This window comes from Desulfomicrobium escambiense DSM 10707, from assembly GCF_000428825.1.
Classification (GTDB): Bacteria; Desulfobacterota; Desulfovibrionia; order Desulfovibrionales; family Desulfomicrobiaceae; genus Desulfomicrobium; species Desulfomicrobium escambiense.
Genome location: NZ_AUAR01000003.1, coordinates 160224 through 183674 on the forward strand (window position 1 = coordinate 160224; position 23451 = coordinate 183674).

Genomic DNA, 23451 nt, shown 5'->3' on the forward strand with positions numbered 1-23451 from the left:
AGCCTGCGGACCACCGCGAGTCGGGATCTTGAAATGACGTGGACAGCCGCCGGGAGAACCGACAGGGCCCACGGATTTTTCCTGTGGATGCACGCAGCCAAAATCGCCTTCGCCGTGTTCGCCCTGACAATGGCGGCAGCGCCGGAGTGCGTAGCCCTGTCACCCGGCACAGGAGAGAAGGCGTGGGGTGCCGAACGTCGCGAAATGTTCGCGGCATTGTCCGAGGAACCCGGCTCTGAGGCGAAATGCCCGAAGGACGACGACCGGATTCCCCTGAAATCCGGAGCCGTCTTCCTGCCCGAGGAACAATGGTTCCTGCAGCTCACGGTGGGCGGCCTGGTGCCTGCTCTGTTCGTCCTGGCGGCGACCGCAGCCATGCTGCGCAGGCGCCTCGTGCGCAGGGAAAACGCCCTCCGCGCCGCCGCGGCCGAGCTACGGGACCAAAAGGAGCGGCTCGATTTGACCCTGAAGGGGACCCAGACGAGCATCTGGGAGTATTGCCCGCAGACCGGAAAGGCAACGTTCAGTGCAGACTGGTTCGCCAACCTCGGCTACGTTCCCGACGACGTCCCGTCCAGCTTCGCCGGATGGGCGGCTCTGACGCATCCCGACGACGCGAAGTCGGTCGTGCAGGTCATGGACGATTACATACAGGGCGGCGGGATCGGCATCGTCGAGACCCAGTTCCGCATGCGCACCAGGGCCGGGGAATGGCGATGGATCATGGGGAAAGGGCGGGCCGTGTCCTGGGATGAGGACGGCAGCCCCAACCGCATCATCGGCATGAACCTGGACATCCACCGTCAGAAAACCGTGGAGTACGAACTCCGGGAAGCCGAGGCCGTCACCTCGGCCCTGTTCAATCAGGCCTTCAACCTGTTCGCGTTGCTGGATCTGGACGGCCGCATCCTGAAGATCAACCGTTCGGCGCTGGATTCCCTGTATCATGACCCGGAGATCCTGGGACAATGCTTCTGGGAAGCACCCTGGTGGCCGGACAAGGAGGAAAGCCGGCGCATCGGGCAGACGGCCATGGCCGTCGCTACGGGGGGCGGGGTGTACTGGAGCGATGCCGTGCATGTCAGCCGGACCGGCGAAGAGCGCTATATCGACTTCGCCTGTTCCGGCCTGAAGAACGAACACGGTCAATGCACGTACATCATCGCCGAAGGCAGGGACATCACCGAGTACAGGACCATCTTGAACACAAAAGAAAAAAGCGAACGCCGGTTCAAATCCATCTTCGACCACTCCCCGTTTTCCATCGTCATCAACGACATGGAAGACGGACGCTACCTGGACGTCAACGACGCCTTCGCGAAGAGCACCGGCTTTTCCAGGGAAGAGGCGCTGCGCATGGATTCCGCGGACTTTACCGACCTCACGTCCGAACAGTGCCGGGCCATCCGGGGCACTGTGCGACAGGGCGGCGTCTTCAATCGCGAAATCGAATCACGCAGATCCGACGGAAAAACGGCCCACGTGCTCTTCTCCTCGGTTCCGGTGCCGTACGGGGACACGGACGCCATCCTGTCCATGATCCTGGACATCACCGACAAGAAGCGCGCCGAACTCGCCCTGGCCGAGAGCGAAAAAAAATACCGGGACATCTTCAACAACGCCCCCGTCGGCATCTTCCGCTCCACCCTCGACGGCTATTTCCTGGACGCCAACCCCAGGCTGGCGAGGATGTTCGGGTATGAGAGTTCCGCGCACATCATCCGGGAAGCGAGGGACATCGCCCGGGACATATATCCGCGGCCCCAGGCCCGGGAAACGTTCCTGAATGCGCTGCGCCGAAACCCAGTGGGAGCCACCATGGAAGTGGAGTTCAAGCGCAGGGACGGCACCCCTCTCTACGGGATCATGCATGCTTCGCTGCAGACGAAGGAAACAGGGGAAGCCTCATACCTCGACGGGACAATCGAGGACATCACCGAACGCAAACGCGCCGAGGAAGCCCTCAAGGCCTCGGAAAGGATATTTTCCGAACTTTTCATGCTCAGCCCCGACTGCATCGTCCTCTCCAATCTCGAAACGAGCAGGATCATCCAGGTCAACGAAGCATTCCTGGCCATGCTGGGGTACGATCGCGCGGAAGTCCTCGGCCTGACGCGCGACGAACTCGGACTGCATTCCGACCTCCGGCAGCTGGAAATGCTGACGGAACAGGTCCGACAACACGGAAAATTCCACAACGTCGAAATGCAGTTCTACCACAAGGACGGCCGCTCCTCGACCCATCTCGTTTCAGCGAAGACGATCATGATCTCAGGCCAGGCCGCGCTCATGTCCATCAGCCGGGACGTGACGGAGATGCGCAAGATCCAGGCAATGATGGTCCAGTCCGAAAAGATGGTCTCCCTCGGGGGCATCGCCGCCGGCGTCGCCCATGAGATCAACAACCCTCTGGGCATCATCGTACAGGCGGCGCAGAACCTGAAGCAACGCAGCCGGCCGGACTTCGCGAAGAACATCCAGGCCGCCGGGGAACTGGGGCTCGATATGGCGGCCGTGGACCGGTACATGCGCGCCAGAAAACTCGACGAGTTCATCGAGCATATCCAGCAAGCGGCCGTGCGGGCGTCGGAAATCATCACGCGCATGCTGCTCTTCAGCCGCAAGAGCGAATCCAGGCGGCAGGCGTGCGATGTCCGCAAGATCATCAACGAAGCGGTCGCATTGGCCAGAAACGACTACGATCTGAAAAAGGCCTACGACTTCAAGCAGATTGTCGTGAGCATCACCGTCGAGGAACCCGTCCCGGACATCCTCTGCACGGAAACGGAAATCGAGCAGGTCATCCTGAACCTCCTGCGCAACTCAGCCCAGGCCATGGCCGAAGTCTCCCCTGCGCTGCGGGAGCCGAAGATCGACATCCAAGTCAGGGTCAACGGCGAATTCCTGCGCATCGAAGTGCACGACAACGGTCCCGGCATGCCCCCGGACGTGCAGAAACGGATCATGGAGCCGTTCTTCACGACAAAGCCGCCCGGCGTCGGCACCGGGCTGGGGCTTTCGGTGTCGTACTTCATCATCACCAAGGGCCATGGCGGACATTTCTCGGTGTTTTCGGAACTCGGAAAAGGGACGGTCTTCTTCATCGATCTGCCTCTGGCGGGGTGAGCGGGGACAGAAACGCCCGGCCCGGAAAAGCGTCAACCGTCCCGGTACCGGGACGCGCTCTCCCCCATGCGGGCGAGAATCTTCTGCAAAGCCACGCGTGAAAGGCCCGAAACGCGGGCGGCCTCGGACACGTTGCCCCTGGTCTGGGCCAGCAGGTCGCGGACGTAGCCTTCGGTGAAGGCGCTGACGACCTCGGCCTTGGCGGCCTTGTACTCGCCGAGCGGGGAGTCGGGCACGCGGGTGCACCCTTCGGGCTGAGCGGACGCCCCGGCACCCTGGCAGACGAGGCGGACCAGGTTCATGTCCACCCGTTCCGACGTGGCGAAGACCGTCATGCGCCGCACGAAGTTCTGCAGCTCGCGCACGTTTCCCGGCCACGGGTTGCCGGCCAGCCAATGCATGACCTCGGGGTCGACCTCCTTCTCGGCCAGGCCCATCTCGCGACAGGCCACCCGGAAGAAGTGCGCGGCCAGCAGCGGGATGTCCTCGGTCCTGTCGCGCAACGGGGGCAACGTGATGGCCAGTACGTTCAGGCGGTAGTAGAGGTCTTCGCGAAAGGTCCGGGCCTTCATGGCCGCCTCCAGGTCCTGATTGGTGGAGGCGATGAGGCGCACGTCGACCTGCATCGTCGAATTCGACCCAACGGGGCGGACTTCGCCGTCCTGCAGGACCCGCAGCAGCTTGGTCTGCACGGAAGACGAGATGTCCCCGATCTCGTCGAGGTGCATCGTGCCCTTGTCGGCCGCGGCAAAGAGGCCCTTGTGGTCCCGGTCCGCCCCCGTGAAGGCGCCCTTGACGTACCCGAACAGCTCGCTCTCCAGCAGGTTCTCCGGGATGGAGGGGCAGTTCACGGACAGGAATGCGCGGGCCGCCCTGGATCCGAGGCGGTGGATGAGCCGCGCCACCAGTTCCTTGCCCGTGCCCGACTCCCCGCGGACGAGCACCGTGTACTCGGACTGGGCCACGGCCGCCACGGTCCGCTTGAGCTGACGCATGGCCTGGCCCTCGCCGACCAGTTCCCCGCCGGCGTCCTGCCGGGCGAGTATCTCGCGCAGGCGGTTGTTCTCCTCCAGCAGCCTGCTGCGCTCAAGCCCCTTCTCCACCACCCTGAAGAGCTGCTCCGGCTCGATGGGCTTGGTCAGAAAGTCATAGGCCCCGATCCGCAGGGCCTCCACCGCGGTCTCGATGGTCCCGTACGCCGTCAGCACGACGGTGCTCAGGCCCGGGTTGACGACCAGGGCTTCCGTCAGGAGCTGCATGCCCGTCATTTCGGGCATGCGCAGGTCCGTGATCATCAGCTGGACAGGGCCCTCGGCCATGACCCGCAGGGCTTCGCGGCCGCTTTGGACCGCGACGACATTCAATTCCGGAAAATGGCCGCCAATGAGGCGGGCCAGGCCACGGGCGAAATCCCCTTCGTCGTCGGCGACGACGACCCGGTACTCCCGGACGCGGTCCGGTACTGCAGCAACATTCATGACGTACGTCCTCGATATCCGGATTGCGTCTGCGGGGCGCCGGACTGGGCTGGCAGGGTCACGACGAACCGCGCTCCGCCCAGGGGTGAACGTTCGACGACGACCGTCCCGCCCACGTCCCGGATCATCCCGTAGACCACGGCCAACCCCAGGCCCGTGCCCGCGCCGATGGCCTTGGTGGAATAAAAGGGGTCGAAAATGTGCGGTTCATCCGCCACCGCGACGCCCGGACCGTTGTCGTCCACGACGATGTTCACGCAGTCCCCGTCTGGCGCCACGCTGATCACGATCTCGCCGCTCCCTTCATCGACGGCGTCGAGGGCGTTGATGACCAGATTGCTTACGACCTGCTCCAGTTCGCCGATTCCCAGCCGCACGAAGAGCGGCCCGGACGGGCTCTCCATCTTCAGTCCCACACGTTTCTTGGCCGCCTGCACGGAAAAGACGTCACGCACGGACGCGGCCACGGCGCAGGCGTCCGAGGTCCCAGACCCTGCGGCCTTGGGCCGGGCAAAATTGAGCAACTCCTGCAGGACCCGCTGGGCCTGGCGGGTGTGCCGCTCGATGATGTCCAGATCCGCGGCCTGCTGCGGCTCCGTGACGGTCTGGCGCAAAAGGCCCGCGTAGCAGAGGATGACGCCCAGGGGGTTGTTGATCTCGTGGGCCAGACCGGCCGTGAGCTTGCCCACGGTCGCCATCTTCTCCGAATGCCAGACCTGGGCGCGCATGCGCTTCTCCATGGTCGTCTCGCGCACGTAGACCACGACGCGGTCGGCCTGGGCCTCCTGGCTGCGCACCGGGTACATGGACAGGGAAAAGGACCTCCCGCCGGGCAGCTCCACTTCGCGCTGGTCCGGCGCGCCGCTGCGGATGGCGTCGAGCATGGGGCAATTGCCCGCTTCGGTGTCGAAGAAGATGGCCAGCATGTTCCCGTCGGTGCGTGCGCCGTCCGTCAGTTCGGATGTCAGCTGCCGGGCTGCCTGGTTCACGGTCAGCACCGCACAGCTCGAATCCATGAGGGCAAGCGGGTCGGTGATGCCCTCGACGATGGTTTCAAGGACCCGCATCTGCCGCAGAAGGCTGTCTATGGCCGTGAGGTTCTCGGCGGCCGTGCCGAGCTGTCGGCCCAGGGCCAGCATGACGCCGCGGTCGTGGCTGGCGGCCTCCTCCTCGCTGTCCCAGGTCAGGCAAAGGATGCCCTCGGCGTTGCCGGAACTCGACTCGACGGGCACGAAGATGCGCGCCCCGGTCTGAATGCAGGCGCTGCCCGTCAGCACGTCCACGAAATCGGCCGGCAGTTCGGGCGCCCCCATGCTTTCGGGCCAGACGTAGTAATTCTGGGAGGCCATGGTGCAGACATAGGCGATGCCGCGCGCGCCGAAACGCGTGCAGATCTGGGGCAGCGCGTAGTTCCACAGTTCGGCGCGGGAACTGCTCTGGCGCATGTCCTCGAGCAGGCGCACGAACAGGCGCACATCGGCCTGCCTCGCCTCCGCCTCGCGCGACAGCGCCTCGGTGCGTTCGTCGACCATCCGGCGCAGGTTTTCCGCATAATCCTGGAGCTGCCGCCGAGCCTCGAAAAGGTGGTCGCCCATCTGCTCCATGCCCTCGACGAGTTCCTCGATCTCGTCCCCCTGCTCGAGCCTGCTCAGCAGGTCCGAGCCCTCGGCATCGGCCACATTGCGGCGGAAGACGCTGCTCAGCCGCTTGAGGTTGTTGACCACGAGCACCCGGAACAGGATGTTGGTGGCAGAGAAGAAAAAGAGCGCGCCCAGGGCGAAGAAGGCGAAATACGTCAGGATGGTCTGCTGCACCCGGCCGACGCTGCTGTGCACCGAGATGCCGACGAAATCCACCCCCGCGATGGCCCCGAGCTGCTTGCCGAAGCCGCGCACCCCGTAGAGGGCGATAAGTTCCTGCGGGGCGTTTTCCGGCTGGCCGTGGCAATACATGCATGACTCCTCGAAGCGCACGGACCGCACCTTGAGGTAGTACCGTTCCCCATCAATCACCCTGTAGCCCTGCCAGAACTCTTCGTCGGGATTGGCCCGGAAATACTTGATCAGCTCGCGCTCGTGCTCGTTGGCCTCGTAGGCAGGGTTGCGGGCGTCGATGGCCACGCGGCGATAGATCGTCCCGTCCCGGTCATCGTTGACCGGAGCCATGATGGCCCGGGAGATGAAGGAGGACGACATGGCCTCAATGACGAAGGAGGACGGCAGCCGTTCGTACATCGTCGGCCGAAGCACGTCCCGCACGTAATGCTGGATGGAGTCCACATGGGTGAATATGAGCAGGGCCTTGTCCCGCACCTCCTCCTCCAGGACGTTCTTCATATGCACGTAGAACCCCACGGAAAAGGCGATGCCCAGAATGATCGAGGCCACGAGAAGCCCGGAGATGAACTTGGTCTGGATCTTTGACGGCTTGGGGATGTGCATGTCCTGGCCTGGGATGAAGCGGAGCCCGCAGCGCGGGAAAAAGGCTTCGGGATGGGGTGCCGAGGCGGACCGCCCTGACGTCGCGGCGCCCCTCCATCGAAGCGTACGGGACTGCAATAGGATGGAAGCGCCTCCCGATCAAGACGCGCGAAAAGGGCCGCCCCCGGAGCGGGGCGAGGGCCCCGCTATTTCTCTTCGAGGGCGAAGCGCAGGTATTCCTCCCCTTCCTTCACCTGCTCCACGTCGGTGTAATAGTACCGGGTCGGGTCGATGCCGTTGTTGTCCAGGTACACGGACATGCGGTGCAGCACGCCGCAGGAGTTGGTCAGCAGGGGCAGGAAGAGGTAGACGAAGGCCAGGGCCGTGCCCGTGGCCAGGATGAAATTCTTGAGCCGCACCGTCAGGCTTTTCTCGTTCATGGCAAATCCTGTGACAGGCAGGGAGGACGCGTCCTCCCTGCCTGATTGATGTTTAGATCTTGGCCGTGATCTCAGGGAAGACCACGTAGAACATGATGTAAGCCATGGTCAGAGTCAGGGCCAGGTTGAAGCTCTGGCCGCAGACGTACAGGATGAGGGGCTTGCCGCCCTTGAAGTACTTGGCCAGCTCACGGAAGTTGGTCGACAGGCCGATGGCCGCGAAGGACAGGGTGAAGAACCAGTCGCGAAGCAGCTTGGTCCCGCCGCGCACGATGCCGTACTCCATGACGGAATTGCCCAGATCCTTGCCCATGCTCTGGTCCAGGATGGAGAAGATGATGGACGCGCCGATGAAGCCCAGAACGAACTTCGGGAAGCGGTGCCAGATCTCGCCGGCGCCGACGCTGTGGCCGGAGTCGGTAGCCTCGACCTTGGTGACCCAGTAGATGGCCACGCAGAAGGCGGTCACGCCGATCATGACGTTCTGGATCATCTTGATGGTCGCGGCTACGTACATGGCCTTCTGGCCCAGGAACGCGCCGGCCGCGGCCACGGCGCCCGTGGAGTCGATGGTGCCGCCCATCCAGGCGCCGCCCAGGACCTCGGGGATGCCCACAGCCTTGATGAAGGCCGGCATGGCGATCATCATGATGGCGGTGAAGACCAGAGACAGGCCGATGGACAGGGTCAGCTCCTCCTTCTTGGCCCGGCAGGCCGCCGCCGTGGCGATGGCCGCGGAGGTGCCGCACACGGACATGTCCGCGGAGATGACGATGTTGAGGGTCTTGGAGGGCATCTTCAGGATGGTCTGGCCGAAGGTGTAGGTCACGACGATGACGATGGGTGTCACGACCCAGGCCACGAAGATGCCGGGAATGCCGATGGCCACGATCTTGTTGAAGAGGACCTCGGCGCCCAGGAGCACGAGGCCGGTCTTGATGAAGAATTCCACCTCGCAGGCCGGGAGCACCCACTTCGGCGTACCGATGGTGTTGGCGATGAGCATGCCGAGCACCACGCCCCAGGCCTCGGCGCCGAAGCCGTACTGCTTGGAGATAGACTGGCCGCCGAGCATGTAGGCCAGCACGGCCACCAGGAAGACGATGGTGAAGCCCTGCATGAAGGCGGGCATGCTCTTGCCCATCATGGCGATGCCGACGCCGAAGATGGCGGCCAGGAAAACGCACAGGCCGATCAGGGTCGGGAGGTAGTTGTAGGGCTTGTTCTCGGCCTTGGACTTGGCTTCGCCCGCGGCCTTCTGGGCCGTACGCCATTCGCCGATCTTGGCGGAGGCGTCATCATTCAGGGCCTTGTCCTGGAAGGACGCGCCGGCGGCGGCTTCCTCGGCGGCCACGGCAGCGGCCAGCGCGGCCTCGGCCTTGGCCTTGGCCTCTTCATACTTGGGCATGGCCTTCTCGTTCAGGGCCTGAGCCTGGGCCTCGCTGCGGATCAAGGCGTCCATGGGATTGGTCTTCCAGGAACCCGGAGTCTTGGTCCAGTGGGTCATGAACTTGCCGAAGGGGGTGCCGGTGCCCTTGAGCTTGCCCTTGTCGTCCTGGGCCTTGTGCCAGGCGATGGTCTTGAACGGAGCCTTGGCCAGTTCAGCTTCCTGAATCTGGTTGGCGGCGGCGATCTTTTCGGCGAACTCGGCCTTGGGGCCGAAAGTCGTGTACGCCAGGATGCTCACGACGATGATGATGAAGCCGAGCCAGATGGCCAGGTAGTCCTCTTTTTTCCACAAGTCCGACCACTGGCTCTTGCCGTGATCGATGACGACGTTGCTGTCTTGGGCCATGGGTGTTTCTTCCTCCTTGCTTGTTTCAAATACATCCCCGCTGGGGGGCACCTTTTCGAAGCGTCAGCTAACAAAAGCCATGCCACGAAACGCATCCGGCACCGCCTCGCAATTTCAGCACGTTACAAGCAAAGAGCACTCGACAAGCGCAAACACGACTTGTCACCTGCAAACTCAAGTTAGCACACCGCCTGTCATCTGAAGCGCAGAAATGGATACGGGAAGAAGGTGCCGGCCCCGACGACGGACCCGTCGGGGCCGGCCGGGAAGGCTATTTGGCGATGTCGAGTTCGCGCTTCTTGGCATAGACGAAGCGCACCAGCTGGTACTCGAAGGGGCTTCCGGTTTCGTAGTACCGGAATTTGACCTGGTGCCGAGCGTCCACGGCCTTCACGCCGTACACGCCCGTGGTCGCCGTGCCCCGGGCAGCCCACCCCATGCCGTCAAAGAGGAAGTCCGCGGGGTTGAGGGTCAGGACCGCGTCGAAGGCCGTGCCCCCGGCGTCCCGCAGGCCAGAAGGCCCAAGGACGGGCAGGACCAGATACGGGCCGGAGGGCACGCCCCAAACGCCCAGGGTCTGCCCGAAATCCTCGTTCTCCTGCGGGATGCCGCCCTTGCCCAGCACATCGACCAGACCGCCCAGTCCGATGGTCGTGTTGAAGACGAAACGCCCGAGCGAAACCGAGGCCTTCTTGGGGTTGCCCTGCAGGACCGAGTTGACAAAAATCGGTATTTCCTTGAAATTATTGAACACATTGGAAACGCCCTGCTGCACGCTGTCCGGCAGGACCGCCTCGTAGAAGCGAAGCACCGGCAGATAGACATAGCGGTCCAACTGGGCATTGAAATGATACATCGAGCGGTTGAACCCCTCCCAGGGGTCCTCGACCAGAAAGAGCCGCTCGACCTCCGGGTCTTCGGAAAGGCCGCGGTGCACGGGCGCCTGGAAAGGACCGGGCTGGTGCTCCGGAGTGGTGGCGCAGCCGCAGGCCAAGACGAGAAGAAGAAGGAGAAGAACGCGCATGGGTCGCCTCATTTGCGGAAGAAATCGAGCATGGCCGCCACATTGTCCCTGAAGCGCAGGTTGCCGCAATGGCCGCCGGCGGGAAAGACGGTCAGGCGCGACCCGAACGTGTTCTCCAGGAAGGCGAAGTTTTCCGGCGTCAGGATGGGGTCGTCGGCGTTGGTCATGACGGCGATGCCGCCAGCGCCGCGCAGAAACGGGCCGATGGCCTCCAGGCTACAGGCCGCGACGGCCTTTTCCGCGGTGATCGCCGGGTCATGGAACCGCAGAAAGGGCAGCAGGTACTCCCGAACGTAGTCCTCGAAGCTCACGCCCACGGCCGAATCGAGGTAGGGGGCCAGGGACTCGTCCTTCACGATCCGGTGCCCCCGCGGCACGATGTACCCCGCGCCCGTGCACGTGTCGCTGGTGAAAACCATGGACGCCAGCGACAGGCGGAAGGCCACGCCGATGAGGATCTTGAGTTCCTTCTCGGAGATGGAGCGGTTGCGGTGCAGGGCGAAGAGGAACTCGTCGCCGAAATTCACCTGGTCGCTGGACCGGTACGCCTCGGAAAGCTGACGCACCAGTTCGGCCACGGTGCGCGCGGCCTCGAACCGGTCGGCCACGTTGTCGGACAGCAGATGGTCGAGGCGGATGGCCGAAGTCATGAGGTTCACGGCCGGATTCAGCAGCAGCACCTTTTCAAAGCCGAAGCGCTTCTCGCGGGTGTCCAGTTCGGCCAGGAAGGCCGCCTGAGTCCCGCCGAGACTGTAGCCGGCGAGGTGGAAGGACGTGATCCTGTCCCGCCCCATCTGGGCCGCGATGGCGTCCATGGCCTGATAGAGGTCGGCCACGTCGTAGGGGATGTAGCCCGGCACTTGGGTGGTCGAGGCGCTGACCACGAAGTTGGGGTAGGTCGGTGAGGACAGCGTGACCACGTGAAAGCCGGCCCGATGGAAGACGCGCTGCAGGAAGCTGCACGTGGCCGACTCGTGGGAGGAGCCGGTGCCGGCCAGAATGAACATCAGAGGCGCGTTGCCCCGCTGCTGCGCCAGCGTGTATTGCAGGGTGTCGTCGTACCACAGGATCTCGGGCACGGGACGGTCATGCAGGAGCATTTCCCTGCCGCGCACCGCGCCGAGGTCCCGCAGGGGGTTCAGATCCGAAAAGCCGGCCGGCCGCACGGACGCCAGATCGAACTCGTCCTGCGGCAGCGTGCCGAAAACCGTGGCCTCGTAAGGGTTCGTGAACGGGTAGTCATAGGCCTGCGCGGAAAACGCCGCGGTCAGGATGAGCAGGCAGAACAGAACGACGCGGTGCATGCCGGGCCTCCACGTAAGGAAAAGGTTGCGGTCTTCTAGCCCCGGGCTTGCGACGAGGCAAGTCCGGCAGTGGACAGGCCGGCGGGGTCCGTGCACGGAGGTTCAGGATTCCCGGGCGGCGGTCCCGTCGGGCCCGATCGTGGAACGGATTTTTCCGAGGGCTGTCCGGGCCTGCTCAAATTCCGGGTCGCTTTGCAGGGCGGCCCGCATGTACCGGTCCGCATCCTCGAACCTCTTCATCTGAAGATAGACCATGCCGATATTGAACGGGATGAGCGGGGACTCCTGCAGGATTTCGGGCCTGGCGGCCACGGCCTTTTCGAACTGCTTGACGGCCTTCAGGTGCTCCTTGCCCTGGAAATAGGCCATGCCCATGTTGTAGTGGAGCCCCGGTTCGTCGGGGATGACCTGCAGGGCCTTCTGGTACGCGTCCACGGCGCCCTGCCAGTCGCCCTGCTTGCGCAGGGACAGGCCCATCTCGTTGACCATCCACAGGTCTGCGCGCGAAAAATCGCTACCCTTGCTCTCCAGGGCCTGGCGCATGAACGCGAGCCCCTGCTCCGGGTTGATCTCGCGCAGCTTCACGCCGATCTCCATGTACGTCGAGGCCAGCATGTCGTTGGCCTGAGCCCGCACGATGCCCAGGGCCTCCTGATAGTACTTCTGCGCGGCATCCTCTTGGCCGTTCTTGCTGTACTGCTCGCCGATGCTGATCTTGCGCTCGTGGTTGAGAGGGGAAATCCTGTCCATAAGAAGCAGGTATTTGAGATACTTCTCCGCGTCTTCCGTCTCCAGATAGAGGTTGGCCAGCCGTTGCAGAGGCTTCAAATTCAGGCGCGACCCTTTCGACGCCTCCTTGTAGTAGTGCTCCGCGTTGCCGAAATCCATCTTGCTCTTGAAGATGTCTCCCTTGAGCATCATGCAGATGGAACTGCTCGGCTTCTCATTGAGAAGCAACTCTATCTTCGGCATCGCCTCCTCGTACAGGCCTTGGTCGATCAGCTTCTTGATCTGCTCCACCTCGACGAAAAAGCTGTTGCTCGGCCTGATGGCGAAGGCGATCTTCTGAATGAGGTTGTTTATGGAGATGGGCTTGACGATGATCGAGTCCACATCGTTCTCCGCGATGAAGGACACATGCTCTTCGGACACCTCCGGCGTCAGGCAGATGATCTTGACCTTGTCCCCGAAGCTCTCCTTGATGCGCTTGAATTCGTAGACGTTGGACTTGCCGCTGATCTTCGACTCGATGAAGAGCACTATCTGCGCGTAGGCATTCAGCAGATCCCTGCACTTCCTCACGACATCGGCAGAAACATGCGCCACGGCGAGGGAATCATAATTGAACCCGATGAAACGCATTGCGCCGCGGACGGTCTTAACGAACATTTCATCATTTGTGACAAGAAAGAAAGATCCGTTCTGGTTCTTCAGATAGTTTGAAACCATCTGGTCATAAACGACGACCTCTTCTTTGCGGATAAGCTTATGCGACATATTTCCTCTTTCAAATCCAAGATGCATGTGCGCCCAGATCGTTGCGCGCGCAGCGGGCCAACGTATCCATGGATAGCCCACAAAGGCCACCACATCAAGGACGCACCGTCCGCCACACGCAACCATGCGGATACATGTGCTTTTTCTCGGAATAGCGACACGGACGCAGCGGAAAGCCTGCCGGCAAGGGCGCGCACTGCCCCCCAAAAAAGGCCGCGGGGATGGCGCGCCAGCCCTCTGGTCGCGCCATCCCCGCGGGGGAGTGGCAGTGCCTCCGGCGCAACGCCGGAATCAGCGTTCGTCGAAATAGACCTTGTGCTTGATGTTCACGCCCTGGGTGATGAAGACCACGGACTCGGCGATGTTCGTGGCCAAGTCCCCGATACGCTCGATGCGGCGGATGAGGATGATGGTGTGCACGGAGCGCTCGATGGCCGGGGTGTCGTGGATCATGTACTCGATGACCTCGCGCATGTTCTTGTGGTTGAGTACGTCGACCTCGTTGTCCAGCTTGCAGACCTCCAGGGCCTCTTCGACGTTGCCCGAGGAGAAGGCCTGGGCCGCGTGCCGCAGCATGGCCAGAGCCTTGCCGCCCATCTCGCGGACGTTGTCCTGGAACGGCAGCGCCGGACGGGAGCTGAGCATGATGGAACGCTCGGCGATGTTGACCGCCTCGTCGGCGATGCGCTCCAGGTCGACGCTGATGCGCATGCATCCCAGGATGAAACGCAGGTCTCCGGCCACGGGCTGCTCCAGGGCCAGAAGGCGCAACCCCAGTTCGTCGATCTCCACCTCCAGCCGGTTGACCTCGACATCCCCGTCCTGGACCTCTTCGGCCAGGTACAGGTCCTTGTTCACGTAGGCCTTGATGGACTTCTCGACGGCGTCCTCGGTCAGGGCCACCATCTTCAGGACCTTCAGCTTCAATGTCTCTATCTCTTCATGCAAATGCGTATACATACTTCACTTCCTTTGAAATTTTCGCGAATTGCCGTTTCACCGGGGCACACATCAGCCGAAACGCCCGGTGATGTAGTCTTCGGTCTGCTTGTTCTCCGGCCTGGTGAACAGCTTGTCCGTGGGACCGACCTCAACGAGGCGCCCCATGTAGAAAAAGGCGGTCCTGTCCGAGACGCGCGCGGCCTGCTGCATGGAATGCGTCACGATGACGATGGTGAACCTGCTCTTGAGCTCGTGGATGAGTTCCTCGATCTTCTGGGTCGCAATGGGGTCCAAGGCCGATGCCGGCTCGTCCATGAGCAACACCTCGGGCTCCACGGCCATGGCCCGGGCGATGCAAAGGCGCTGCTGCTGCCCGCCCGACAGGCTCAGGCCCGACTGGTCCAGGCGGTCCTTGACCTCGTCCCACAAGGCGGCGAGCTTAAGGCTCTCCTCCACGCGGGCGTCGATGAAGTCCCGGTCCCTGACACCGTTGACGCGCAGCCCGTAGGCCACGTTCTCGTAGATGCTCTTGGGAAAGGGGTTGGGCTTCTGGAAGACCATGCCCACGCGCCGGCGTAGCACCACGACGTCGTGGGACGGGTCGTTGAGGTCCTGCCCGTCCATGGCCAATGCCCCTTCGATCCGCGTGCCGTCGATGAGGTCGTTCATGCGGTTGATGCAGCGCAGGAAGGTCGACTTCCCGCAGCCGGAGGGCCCGATGAGGGCCGTGGCCTGATGCTGGTACATGTCGAAGGAGATGTCCTGCAGGGCGTGGAAGTCCGAATAGTAGAAGTTGAGATTTCTGGAAGAAATCTTGACTGTATCTGCCATGTCTATTCCTCTGATGTCCGCCCCGCGACGGGGAGTGTGATGATGAAGCGTGAACCGGTCCCGGTCTCGGGCACCGGGCTCTGGACGGTGATCCGACCGCCGTGGCTGACCATGATGTGCCGACAGATGGCCAGGCCCAGGCCCGTACCGCCGATGGAACTGTTGCGGTCCTTCTCCACTCGGTAGAACCGCTCGAAAATCCGGCTCTGGTCCTCGGCCGGGATGCCGGGGCCGTTGTCGTCGATGAACACGGACAGCTCGCGGCCGGAGGCTTCCGCGTGGACCCGAATCCGGGCCGTTTCGGCCGGCACGTACTTGAGCGCGTTCTCCAGCACGTTGCGGAAGACCTGCACCAGTTGTTCGAAATTGGCACGCACGGCGGGAATGCCCTGGGCCAGTTCGTTGGCGAAATCGACCTTCTTGCGCAGAGGATGGCAGCTCTTCCAGGCCGAATACAGGGCCGAGGCCGGATCCACGGAGACCATGTCCACCCGCTGCTTGCCGTGCTCGAGGCGGGAGAGCTGCAGCAGCTCGTCGAGCATGGTGTTCATGTGGTTGGCGTTGCGCTGGATGACCTCCAAAAAGGTGCGCGTCTGCCCGGGGTCGTAGCTGTCCAGTCCCAGCAGCGTCTCGGCGTAGCCCTTGATGGACGTCAGGGGCGTACGCAGCTCGTGCGACACGTTGGCCACGAAATCGCGCCGGATCTGTTCCACCCGCCTGATCTCCGTGATGTCGTGAAAGACCATGATGGCCCCGAGCTCGGCGTCGCCCTTGATGGGTACGATGGACACGTCGAAGCTCCGCCCGCTCTGGAGGGCGACCACGACGTTGCCCTGGGAAAAATCGCCCGCCTTGCGTTTCGCCAAGGCGATGTCGCAGGCGTCCTGCAGGCCCTGCAGGAGACAGAGTTCCATGGGCTTGCGCCCGGCGAAGGTCGAGAGACCGGGAAAAATCTCCTGGGCCGCGTAGTTGCCGCGCAGGATGTGGCCCCGCCCGTCGAGGACGATGAGGCCCGCCTTCATGCCGTTCAGCACCGCCTCGGACTCCATCTTCTGCTTGACGATGGTCTGCATGTTGGACTCGATGCGTTCCAGCATGTTGTTGAAAGCGGTGACCAGCGGCGTCATTTCCGTGCTCGGGGAGAAGCGGATGCGCTTGCCTGGCCCGCCCTGCCCGATGTCGGCCGCGGCCTGGGCAACGCTGGAGATGGCCCGCGAGACCTGCCGCGACACCAGGGAAACCAGCCCGAAGGCCAGCACGATGCTGAAGCCGTAGACCCAGCCAGTATGCCCGTAGAGGCTGTCCAGCGTCTTGCGCATCTGGCTCTGGGGCCGGGCCACGCGCACGACCCCTTCCGGGACAGCGGCGCTTCCGCCGAACCTGCGGGCGACATAGAGCAGATTCTGGCTCAAGGTGTCGCTGTAGCGCAGACTCGTGCCGATTTCGCCGTCCATGGCCTGCAGGACTTCCGGCCGGCCGGCATGGTTCTCCATGAGGCCAACCTGTTGCGCCGCCACGCCGGAGTCCGACAGCACGGAGCCGTCCAGAGCGATGTAGGTGATGCGGATCTGCATGCTCGCCGCGAGATCCCGCAGCACGCCCCCGAGCGAGGGACGCTCGGTCACGCCGGACAGCGCCCATTCGACGGTCTGCAGGTCGCGTAGCGCGCCCTCCCTGGCCTCGCGCTCGATGGTCTGGCCCAGATTCTGGCGCAGATGGTACGCCGGAAGTCCCAGGGCCAGCAGCAAAATGACCCCGAAGGCCAGAAGTAGCCGCAGCCGCAGGGAAATCGGTGGTGTGGTCATGTCTGTCCTAGTCGGTCTGATTTTCTCGTTTCATGCGGTACCCGATGCCGCGGACCGTCTCCAGCCAGTCGGCATACGGCCCGAGCTTCTTGCGCAGCCGCCGCACATGGGTATCGACGGTGCGGGAATATCCTTCGAACTCGTACCCCCAGGCATTGCTCAGGAGCTGCTCGCGCGAAAGCACCTTGCCCTCGTTGCGCACGAATTCGCCGAACAGGTTGAACTCCGTAGGGGTGAGGTGCGCGTCGGACCCGTCCACCAGAAGGGTGAAGGCCTCGAAATCGGCCACCAGGCCCTCGCGCTGCCAGTGGGCGACCTTGGGCATGATGTTCACGTTGCGGCGCAGGACCGTCTTGATGCGCAGCATCAGTTCCCTCGGGCTGAACGGCTTGATGACGTAGTCGTCGGCGCCCAACTCGAAGCCGAGGATGCGGTCGACCTCGTCCCCGCGGGCCGTGAGCATGATGATGGGTATGTGGGCGCAGTCGGAGCTGCCCTTGATGGCCTTGCACACGTCGGTGCCGCTCATGCCGGGCAGCATGAGATCCAGCAGGACCAGGTCCGGCCGTTCGCTCTGCACCAGCTGCAGACCCTTCCTGCCGTCGCGGGCCACGAAGCAGTCGTAGCCGCCCGACTTCAGATGGAAGGCCAGCAGATTCGCGATATCCGGTTCGTCTTCGATGACGACGATCTTGTGAGCCATTGTTCCCCCTTTTTTCCGCGCGGCCGCGGGTGACGCCGACCGTACTCTGGCGGGTTACCGGCCTTTCGTGACAGCATTGTGACAGCGACATGAAATTCCTGTAACATTCCCGATTTGACGACTCAACAACGTTGCCGCTGCATCGTCGCACTTTTGTCACCATATCCGGAGTTGGATGGGGCCAGGAGAACGGCGATCGGGCACGATCGCCGTTCAGGGCAGGATACGGCCGGAGCGCAGCTCGTCGATGCCGCAGAGCATGAAGCCGAGGATGGGACGGCATTTTTCCGCGCACGGCGCGAAGAACCGACCGTGGGTCCGGGTGCCCGACCGATTCTCCTGGCCGACGTAGAACTCGGCCAGGGCCAGGGGGACGAGACCGTGCAGGGCGGCGTGGTGCAGGAGCTTGGGGGCGCAGCACTCGCCGGTGCCCGTGGGCATGGCCCGGCCGAGGAAGACATCGCGCAGGGCGCGCCGCTGCCCCCGAAAATTGGCCGGGCGGTAGAGGTCGAAGATGCGTTCCATCAGGCTGGCGGACAGAGCCCGACGTTCGGCCAGGAAATCGCGGCGCAGAGGGTCGTCTGGCGAGAGGGCGGCGATGCGGGCGGTCAGGGCCTTGATGCGCGGCTCGTCGTCACGGATCGTGCTCTGGAACTGCGCGGGGTCAACGATGGGCCGCACCCAGCCCGGCACCTCCCAGACGCCGTTGTACTGTCCGGAGAAGGCCTTGAGCACCCGCTCGTTCCCCCGCCCGTCCAAGCAGACCAGCACCCCGAACATCTGGCCGCGGGCCGGCCCGAAGAGGTAGTCGAGGCCCAGGCGCGGGTCGCCGCAGGGCTGCGACGCGATGCTCCCCCGCGTCTCCATTTCCGCCATGAGGGCCAGAGCGTGCGGCTTTGCGGGGGCTGCGGGCAGGACGTGCTCCCGCCCGCAGTCCCGGCAGAACCCGACGCAGTCCTCGACGGACCGGGTCATCCGTCCGCCTGCAGCCCGAAACGCTTCATCTTCCGCCACAGGGAGGCCCGGTCGATGCCCAGGAGCCGCGCGGCCACGGTGCGGTTGCCGTCGACATGGGCCAGGGTCCACTCGATCTGCTCCCGCTCGCACTCCTCCAGGGTCATGGGCTGGCGCTCGCCGGCCCGGACCAGACGGCGCGGGGCTTCGAGCAGTTCGGGCGACAGGTGCACCGGCAGAATCTCGTCACCCGTGCAGAATACCGCCGCGCGCTCGATGATGTTCTGCAGTTCGCGCACGTTGCCCGGAAAGGCGTAGCGGGACAGGATGTCGAGCACTTCGGCCGAGACGCGCGGCGCGGGCCGCCCGCTCTCCCTGGCCGCCTTCTCGGCGAAGAAGTGGGCCAGCAGGGGCAGGTCCTCCAGGCGCTGCGCCAGGGGCGGCATGTCCAGCACCAGGACGTTGAGCCGGAAATAGAGGTCCTGGCGGAAGCGGCCGGCCTCGACCTCGGTCCGCAGGTTCTTGTTCGTCGCCGCCACCAGCCGCACGTCCACGGGGATGTCCGCCGTGCCGCCGACGCGGCGGATGGTCCTCTCCTGCACGGCCCGCAGCAGCTTGACCTGCATGGCCAGCGACATCTCCCCCACCTCGTCGAGGAAGAGCGTGCCCCCCTCGGCGGCCTCGAACAGTCCCTTCTTCTGCCGCGTGGCGCCCGAGAACGCGCCCTGCTCGTGCCCGAACAGCTCGCTCTCCAGCAGCTCCTCGTTGAAGGCGCCACAGTTGATGGCCAGGAAGCGCGCCTCGGAGCGGCGGCTGAAGAGGTGGACCATGCGCGCGGCCACTTCCTTGCCCGTGCCCGTCTCGCCGAGGATGAGCACCGTCACGTCGGACGGGGCGATGCGCGCAATGGTGCCTTTGAGCTCACGCATGCAGGGGGCCTCGCCCAGCAGCGGCACGGGCAGGGTCCGATCCTTGAGCTGCTCGCGCAGGCGCGCGACCTCGAGCCGCAGGCGGCGCTTCTCCAGGGCCTTGTGCACCAGGAGCCGGGCCTCGTCGAGGCGGTAGGGCTTGGCCAGATAGTCGTAAGCGCCTGCGCGCATGGCCTCCACGGCCGTGTCCACGGTGGGGTAGCCGGTGATGACCACGATCTCGATGTCCGGGTGCCGCTCCTTGGCCGCCTTCAGCAGGGCCAGGCCATCCATGCCTTCCATCATGAGGTCCGTCAGGATCAGGTCGAAGTCGGCGCCCTGCAGAAGCTCCAGCGCCTCCTCCCCGCCCCCGGCCGTAACGGTCTCGTGTCCCTGTCGGGCCAGGGCCAGGGCCAGGTTGTCGCGGGAGATGACCTCGTCGTCGACCACGAGGATCCTGGCGGCCCGCTCCGCCGCCACCCCGTCCCCTGCCCGCGCGGCACCGCGCGCCGGGCTCATCGCGCGCCCTCGGCGGCGCCGGCCAGAGGCAGCCGGATGGTGAAGCTCGTGCCCCGGCCCGGTTCGCTCTCCACCCCGATGGACCCGCCGTGCTTCTTGATGATGCCGAAGACCACGGCCAGGCCGAGGCCCGTGCCCGTCTCCTTGAGGGTGAAGAACGGGTCGAAGATGCGGCCCATGTGCTCGCGCGGGATGCCGGCGCCCGTGTCCCGGATCTGCAGCACAGCCAAGGGTGCGGACGGGTCCTTGTGCGCGGACAGGGTGATGGTGCCGGGCGGCGTGATGGCTTGGATGGCGTTGATCATCAGGTTGAGGAGCACTTCCTGGAAACGCTGGCCGTCCAGGGGCAGCTCGATGTCCGGCGGGATGTCGGTCACGATGTTCACACCCGACGGCACTTCGCTCGACACCAGGCTCACGGCCCGCTGCACGACCTGATGCAGGGGCGTCGCCTTCAGGCTGAAGTCCGTCTCCCGCGCGAACTCCAGCAGTCCCTTGACGATGTCCCGCGAGCGGCTGACCTCCTGGTAGATGTTGTCGAGCATGTGCCGGGTCAGGGTGGGGTCCGGCGGCTGGGGCGCGTCGAGGTCCTCCTGCAGAATCTGGCAGGACGTGGAGATGTTGTTCAGGGGGTTGTTCAGCTGGTGGGCGATCCCCGAGGTCAGCACGCCCAGGGAGGCGAGCTTCTTCTCCTGCAGGAGCTGGCTCTGCCTGCGGTCCAGTTCGACGATCATGTGGTTGAAGGCCTCGACCACGCCGCGGGTCTCGTCGCTGGTGTCGGGCAGGGGCAGGGCCTCGAAGTTGCCCTGCACGATCTGTCGTGCCGAGCGCTCGATGACGCCCAACGCCCCGAAGATGCGCCGCCCCACGAGCCAGGAGAAGAAGGCCGCCACGCCGGTGAAGGCCGCGATGGCCAGGACCAGCTGGTGCTTGAGGGTCGCTACGATGCCCAGGATCCTGGCCCGCTGCGTGGCCACGAACCTGTGGACCAAATCCACGAGGTCCTTGCCCTGATCGCGCAGGTGCGGGTCGGAAGTCGAGGACTGGACCATGGCGTGCGCATTGCCGTCCGTTTTCAGACCGGCGAAGGTTTCCTTGTAGGAGCTCAGGTCCTGCCGCAGTTCGAGCAGCGTCGCACGCCCCTCGCGGTCGGAGCTGCTCAGCCCGCCCTCGGGGTTCTCGATGCGGTCGATGATGCTCAGGGCGCTGTCGCAGTAGCGCATGGTCTCCACGTAGTCGGCCTCGCCCATGTAGAGGAGGTAGTTCTTCTCGTAGCGGCGGATTTCGAGGATGTCGCTGCTCAGGTCGTCCACGACCTCGGCCAGGGCCAGGGCCTCCTCGATCTGCAGCAGGTACTTGTAGGAGATGCCGCCCAGCACGGAAAACCCGAGGATGCTCAGAATCATCCCGAACAGGACGATGCGGCGGATCTTGCCGCTGGCGAAACGGGAGATCAGTCCGTACATGCGCCACCTCCCTTGTGGTCCAGGACCACGGCCAGGGCCTGCTCCACCCGCTCGACCAGCGTGACCGGCGGCAGCTCCCCGACGCTCTCGCGCAGGGCCTCCACATCAGCCGCGTTGGCCGCGGGCAGGACGACCATGGCGGCCCGTCCGCGCAGGGCCGCCAGAATCTTCTCGCGCACCCCGCTGACCGGCAGCACCCGGCCCACCAGGGACAGCTCGCCGGACAGGGCCACGTCGGAACGCGCCGGCCGGCCCGTGAGCAGCGACACCAGGGCCACGGCGATGGTCAGTCCGGCCGAGGGGCCGTCCTTGGCCACGCCGCCGGCCGGGATGTGGATGTGGATGTCGTGGCCCTCGAAGAAATCCTCGGCCACGCCCAGAGTCCGAGCGTTGCTGCGGATGAAGCTCAACGCGATCTGGGCCGACTCCTTGAGCACCCCGCCCAGGGAGCCCGTCAGGATGAGCTGGCCGGGCCCGGTCATGCGCGTGGCCTCGACGAAGATGATCTCGCCCCCCGTTTCGGACCAGACCAGTCCCGTGGCCGTGCCCACGATGGCCCCGGCGGCGGCCGCGTCGTGGCGGAAACGCGGCGGCCCGAGGAGCACCGCCGCGCCTTCGGCGCTCACGGGCGCGGCCACGGCCTCGGCCCCGCCGTCCAGGCGCAGACGGGCCAGCTTGCGGCACAGGCGGGCGATCTCGCGCTCCAGGCCGCGCACGCCGGACTCGTTGGTGTATTCGCGGACAATACGCACCAGGGCCTCGGGCAAGATGTCCGGGTACGGGTTGACCAGGCCGTGCTCGCGCAACTGGCGCGGCAGCAGGAAGCGGGAGGCGATGTCCATTTTCTCGGCCTCGGAGTAGCCCGAGAACTGCACGACCTCCAGCCGGTCCAGCAGAGGGCCGGCCAGGCGTTCCACGCCGTTGGCCGTGGCGATGAAGAGGACCTCGGACAGGTCGAAGGGGATTTCGAGATAGCGGTCCACGTAGCGCGCGTTCTGCTCGGGGTCGAGGATTTCGAGCATGGCCATGGCCGGGTCGCCCTTCACGTCCTGGCCGATCTTGTCCATCTCGTCGAGCATGAAGACCGGGTTGCGCACGCCCACGCCCCTGAGGGCCTGGAGGATGCGGCCGGGCATGGCCCCGACGTAGGTCCGTCGGTGGCCGCGCAGCTCGGCCTCGTCGCGCAGGTCGGCCAGGGACATGCGGTAGAAGCGCCGCCCCAACGCCTCGGCGATGGCCCGACCCACGGACGTCTTACCCACGCCGGGGGGGCCGACGAAGCACAGGATGGGCGCTCGGCTGGTGTAATGGCGCGTGCGGGACTGCAGGGCCGTGCGCACGGCCTCGCGCAGCTCGCTCAAGTCGATGGGCTTGGACAGGTAGTGCACGGCCCCGGTTTTGAGAGCGCGTACGGCCGTGTCCACCGTGGCGTAGCCCGTGACGAGAATGAACTTGGCTTCCGGGGCAACCTCCCTGGCCGCCTCCAGGAGCTGCATGCCGTCCATGCGCTCCATCTTCAGGTCCGTGACGATGCAGTCGAACTCCTTGCGCCTGAGCAGTTCCAGGGCCTCCTCGCCGTTGGCCGCGACGTCCACGTCGTAGCCCTCGCGGCCGAGCACGTGCCGCAGGTTCGAGCGGGCGATGGGCTCGTCGTCGACGACCAGCAGCGAGGCCTGGCGCTTGGTCTGCAGCACGCGGGAAGCCAGGTGCTCCAGCACCCGCTCCCGGACCTGCCCCAGGCCCGCGTGACTGCCGTCGAAGACCTTCGCCGCCTGCCCCAGGTCGAGATTGTCCTGGGTCAGGGCGCTCCACGGCAGGGCCAGAATCGTTTCCACGTAGTTCAGGGCGATGGAGTATTCCCCCACGGACGAGTCGGTCTTCTCCATCCGGCCGATCTCTGACTCCAGCACCGCCCGCACGTTCTCGGGCACATCGGCCTGCCGGCATTTTTCCCGAAGTCCCGTAGGGTCCTCGGTCTGAGCCGGCGCCTCAACTTCCTGCTTGCGAAAAAACATCGGTCAATCCCCTGCCTGGCGCCCTTTCGAGTCCCGTCGCTGCAATCTGCAACAGCGCTGCAATCTGCAGCACCTCCGGCAAACCGGGCTTGTTATAGATTTCACGTTCTCGGCGTTGTAATTTGCAACATCGCACAAAACCCCGCAATTCTTCCACTCAAAATTACAGCCCTGATTTCAGCATGTTATAAAAAAACCAACTTCTGGCACGGGCCTTGTTTAAG

General features: G+C 64.5%; 16 protein-coding genes. 1 reads left to right on the forward strand and 15 read right to left on the reverse strand.

Annotated elements, in window-relative coordinates; genetic code table 11:
• Positions 1-33 precede the first annotated feature (33 nt).
• Positions 34-3126, forward strand: coding sequence for a PAS domain S-box protein (locus G394_RS19985; RefSeq protein ID WP_169725525.1), 3093 nt, complete (start codon positions 34-36; stop codon positions 3124-3126).
• 32 nt (positions 3127-3158) lie between these two features.
• Here the strand turns inward: G394_RS19985 and G394_RS17880 are convergent, their stop codons facing one another.
• The 15 genes from G394_RS17880 to G394_RS0104040 all read right to left on the reverse strand — a co-directional run bounded on the left by G394_RS17880 (position 3159) and on the right by G394_RS0104040 (position 23227).
• Positions 3159-4604, reverse strand: coding sequence for a sigma-54-dependent transcriptional regulator (locus G394_RS17880; RefSeq protein ID WP_043774670.1), 1446 nt, complete (start codon positions 4602-4604; stop codon positions 3159-3161).
• Positions 4601-7045, reverse strand: a complete 2445-nt coding sequence (locus tag G394_RS0103975) for an ATP-binding protein (RefSeq protein ID WP_028576545.1) — start codon at positions 7043-7045, stop codon at positions 4601-4603. The genes G394_RS17880 and G394_RS0103975 overlap by 4 nt, the downstream gene beginning before the upstream one ends.
• 185 nt (positions 7046-7230) lie before the next feature.
• Positions 7231-7464, reverse strand: coding sequence for a hypothetical protein (locus tag G394_RS0103980; protein ID WP_028576546.1), 234 nt, complete (start codon positions 7462-7464; stop codon positions 7231-7233).
• 52 nt (positions 7465-7516) lie between these two features.
• Positions 7517-9259, reverse strand: coding sequence for a YeiH family protein (locus G394_RS0103985; RefSeq protein WP_028576547.1), 1743 nt, complete (start codon positions 9257-9259; stop codon positions 7517-7519).
• Positions 9260-9530: 271 nt separating this feature from the next.
• The gene (locus G394_RS0103990) at positions 9531-10283 is read right to left on the reverse strand and encodes an MlaA family lipoprotein (protein WP_028576548.1); all 753 of its coding nucleotides are present in this window, start codon (positions 10281-10283) and stop codon (positions 9531-9533) included.
• A gap of 8 nt (positions 10284-10291) precedes the next feature.
• Positions 10292-11587, reverse strand: a complete 1296-nt coding sequence (locus G394_RS0103995) for an alpha/beta fold hydrolase family protein (protein WP_028576549.1) — start codon at positions 11585-11587, stop codon at positions 10292-10294.
• A gap of 102 nt (positions 11588-11689) precedes the next feature.
• A complete protein-coding gene (locus G394_RS0104000; RefSeq protein WP_169725526.1) occupies positions 11690-12889 on the reverse strand; it encodes a tetratricopeptide repeat protein in 1200 nt (399 codons plus the stop codon).
• Positions 12890-13375: 486 nt separating this feature from the next.
• The gene (phoU, locus tag G394_RS0104005; RefSeq protein ID WP_028576551.1) at positions 13376-14044 is read right to left on the reverse strand and encodes a phosphate signaling complex protein PhoU; all 669 of its coding nucleotides are present in this window, start codon (positions 14042-14044) and stop codon (positions 13376-13378) included.
• 51 nt (positions 14045-14095) lie between these two features.
• Positions 14096-14857, reverse strand: coding sequence for a phosphate ABC transporter ATP-binding protein PstB (pstB, locus tag G394_RS0104010; RefSeq protein ID WP_028576552.1), 762 nt, complete (start codon positions 14855-14857; stop codon positions 14096-14098).
• 2 nt (positions 14858-14859) lie between these two features.
• The gene (locus G394_RS0104015) at positions 14860-16662 is read right to left on the reverse strand and encodes a HAMP domain-containing sensor histidine kinase (RefSeq protein WP_028576553.1); all 1803 of its coding nucleotides are present in this window, start codon (positions 16660-16662) and stop codon (positions 14860-14862) included.
• 7 nt (positions 16663-16669) lie between these two features.
• On the reverse strand, positions 16670-17365 hold the full coding sequence (locus tag G394_RS0104020; protein WP_028576554.1) for a response regulator transcription factor: 696 nt from the start codon (positions 17363-17365) through the stop codon (positions 16670-16672).
• Positions 17366-17578: 213 nt separating this feature from the next.
• Positions 17579-18340: a hypothetical protein gene (locus G394_RS0104025; protein WP_028576555.1), complete on the reverse strand. Its 762-nt coding sequence runs from the start codon at positions 18338-18340 to the stop codon at positions 17579-17581.
• Positions 18337-19746, reverse strand: coding sequence for a sigma-54-dependent transcriptional regulator (locus G394_RS0104030; RefSeq protein ID WP_051306931.1), 1410 nt, complete (start codon positions 19744-19746; stop codon positions 18337-18339). The genes G394_RS0104025 and G394_RS0104030 overlap by 4 nt, the downstream gene beginning before the upstream one ends.
• Positions 19743-21212: a sensor histidine kinase gene (locus G394_RS0104035; protein ID WP_028576557.1), complete on the reverse strand. Its 1470-nt coding sequence runs from the start codon at positions 21210-21212 to the stop codon at positions 19743-19745. Before G394_RS0104035 ends, G394_RS0104030 begins: the two co-directional genes overlap by 4 nt.
• Positions 21200-23227, reverse strand: coding sequence for a S16 family serine protease (locus G394_RS0104040; protein ID WP_028576558.1), 2028 nt, complete (start codon positions 23225-23227; stop codon positions 21200-21202). The genes G394_RS0104035 and G394_RS0104040 overlap by 13 nt, the downstream gene beginning before the upstream one ends.
• Between the last annotated feature and the right edge of the window lie 224 nt (positions 23228-23451).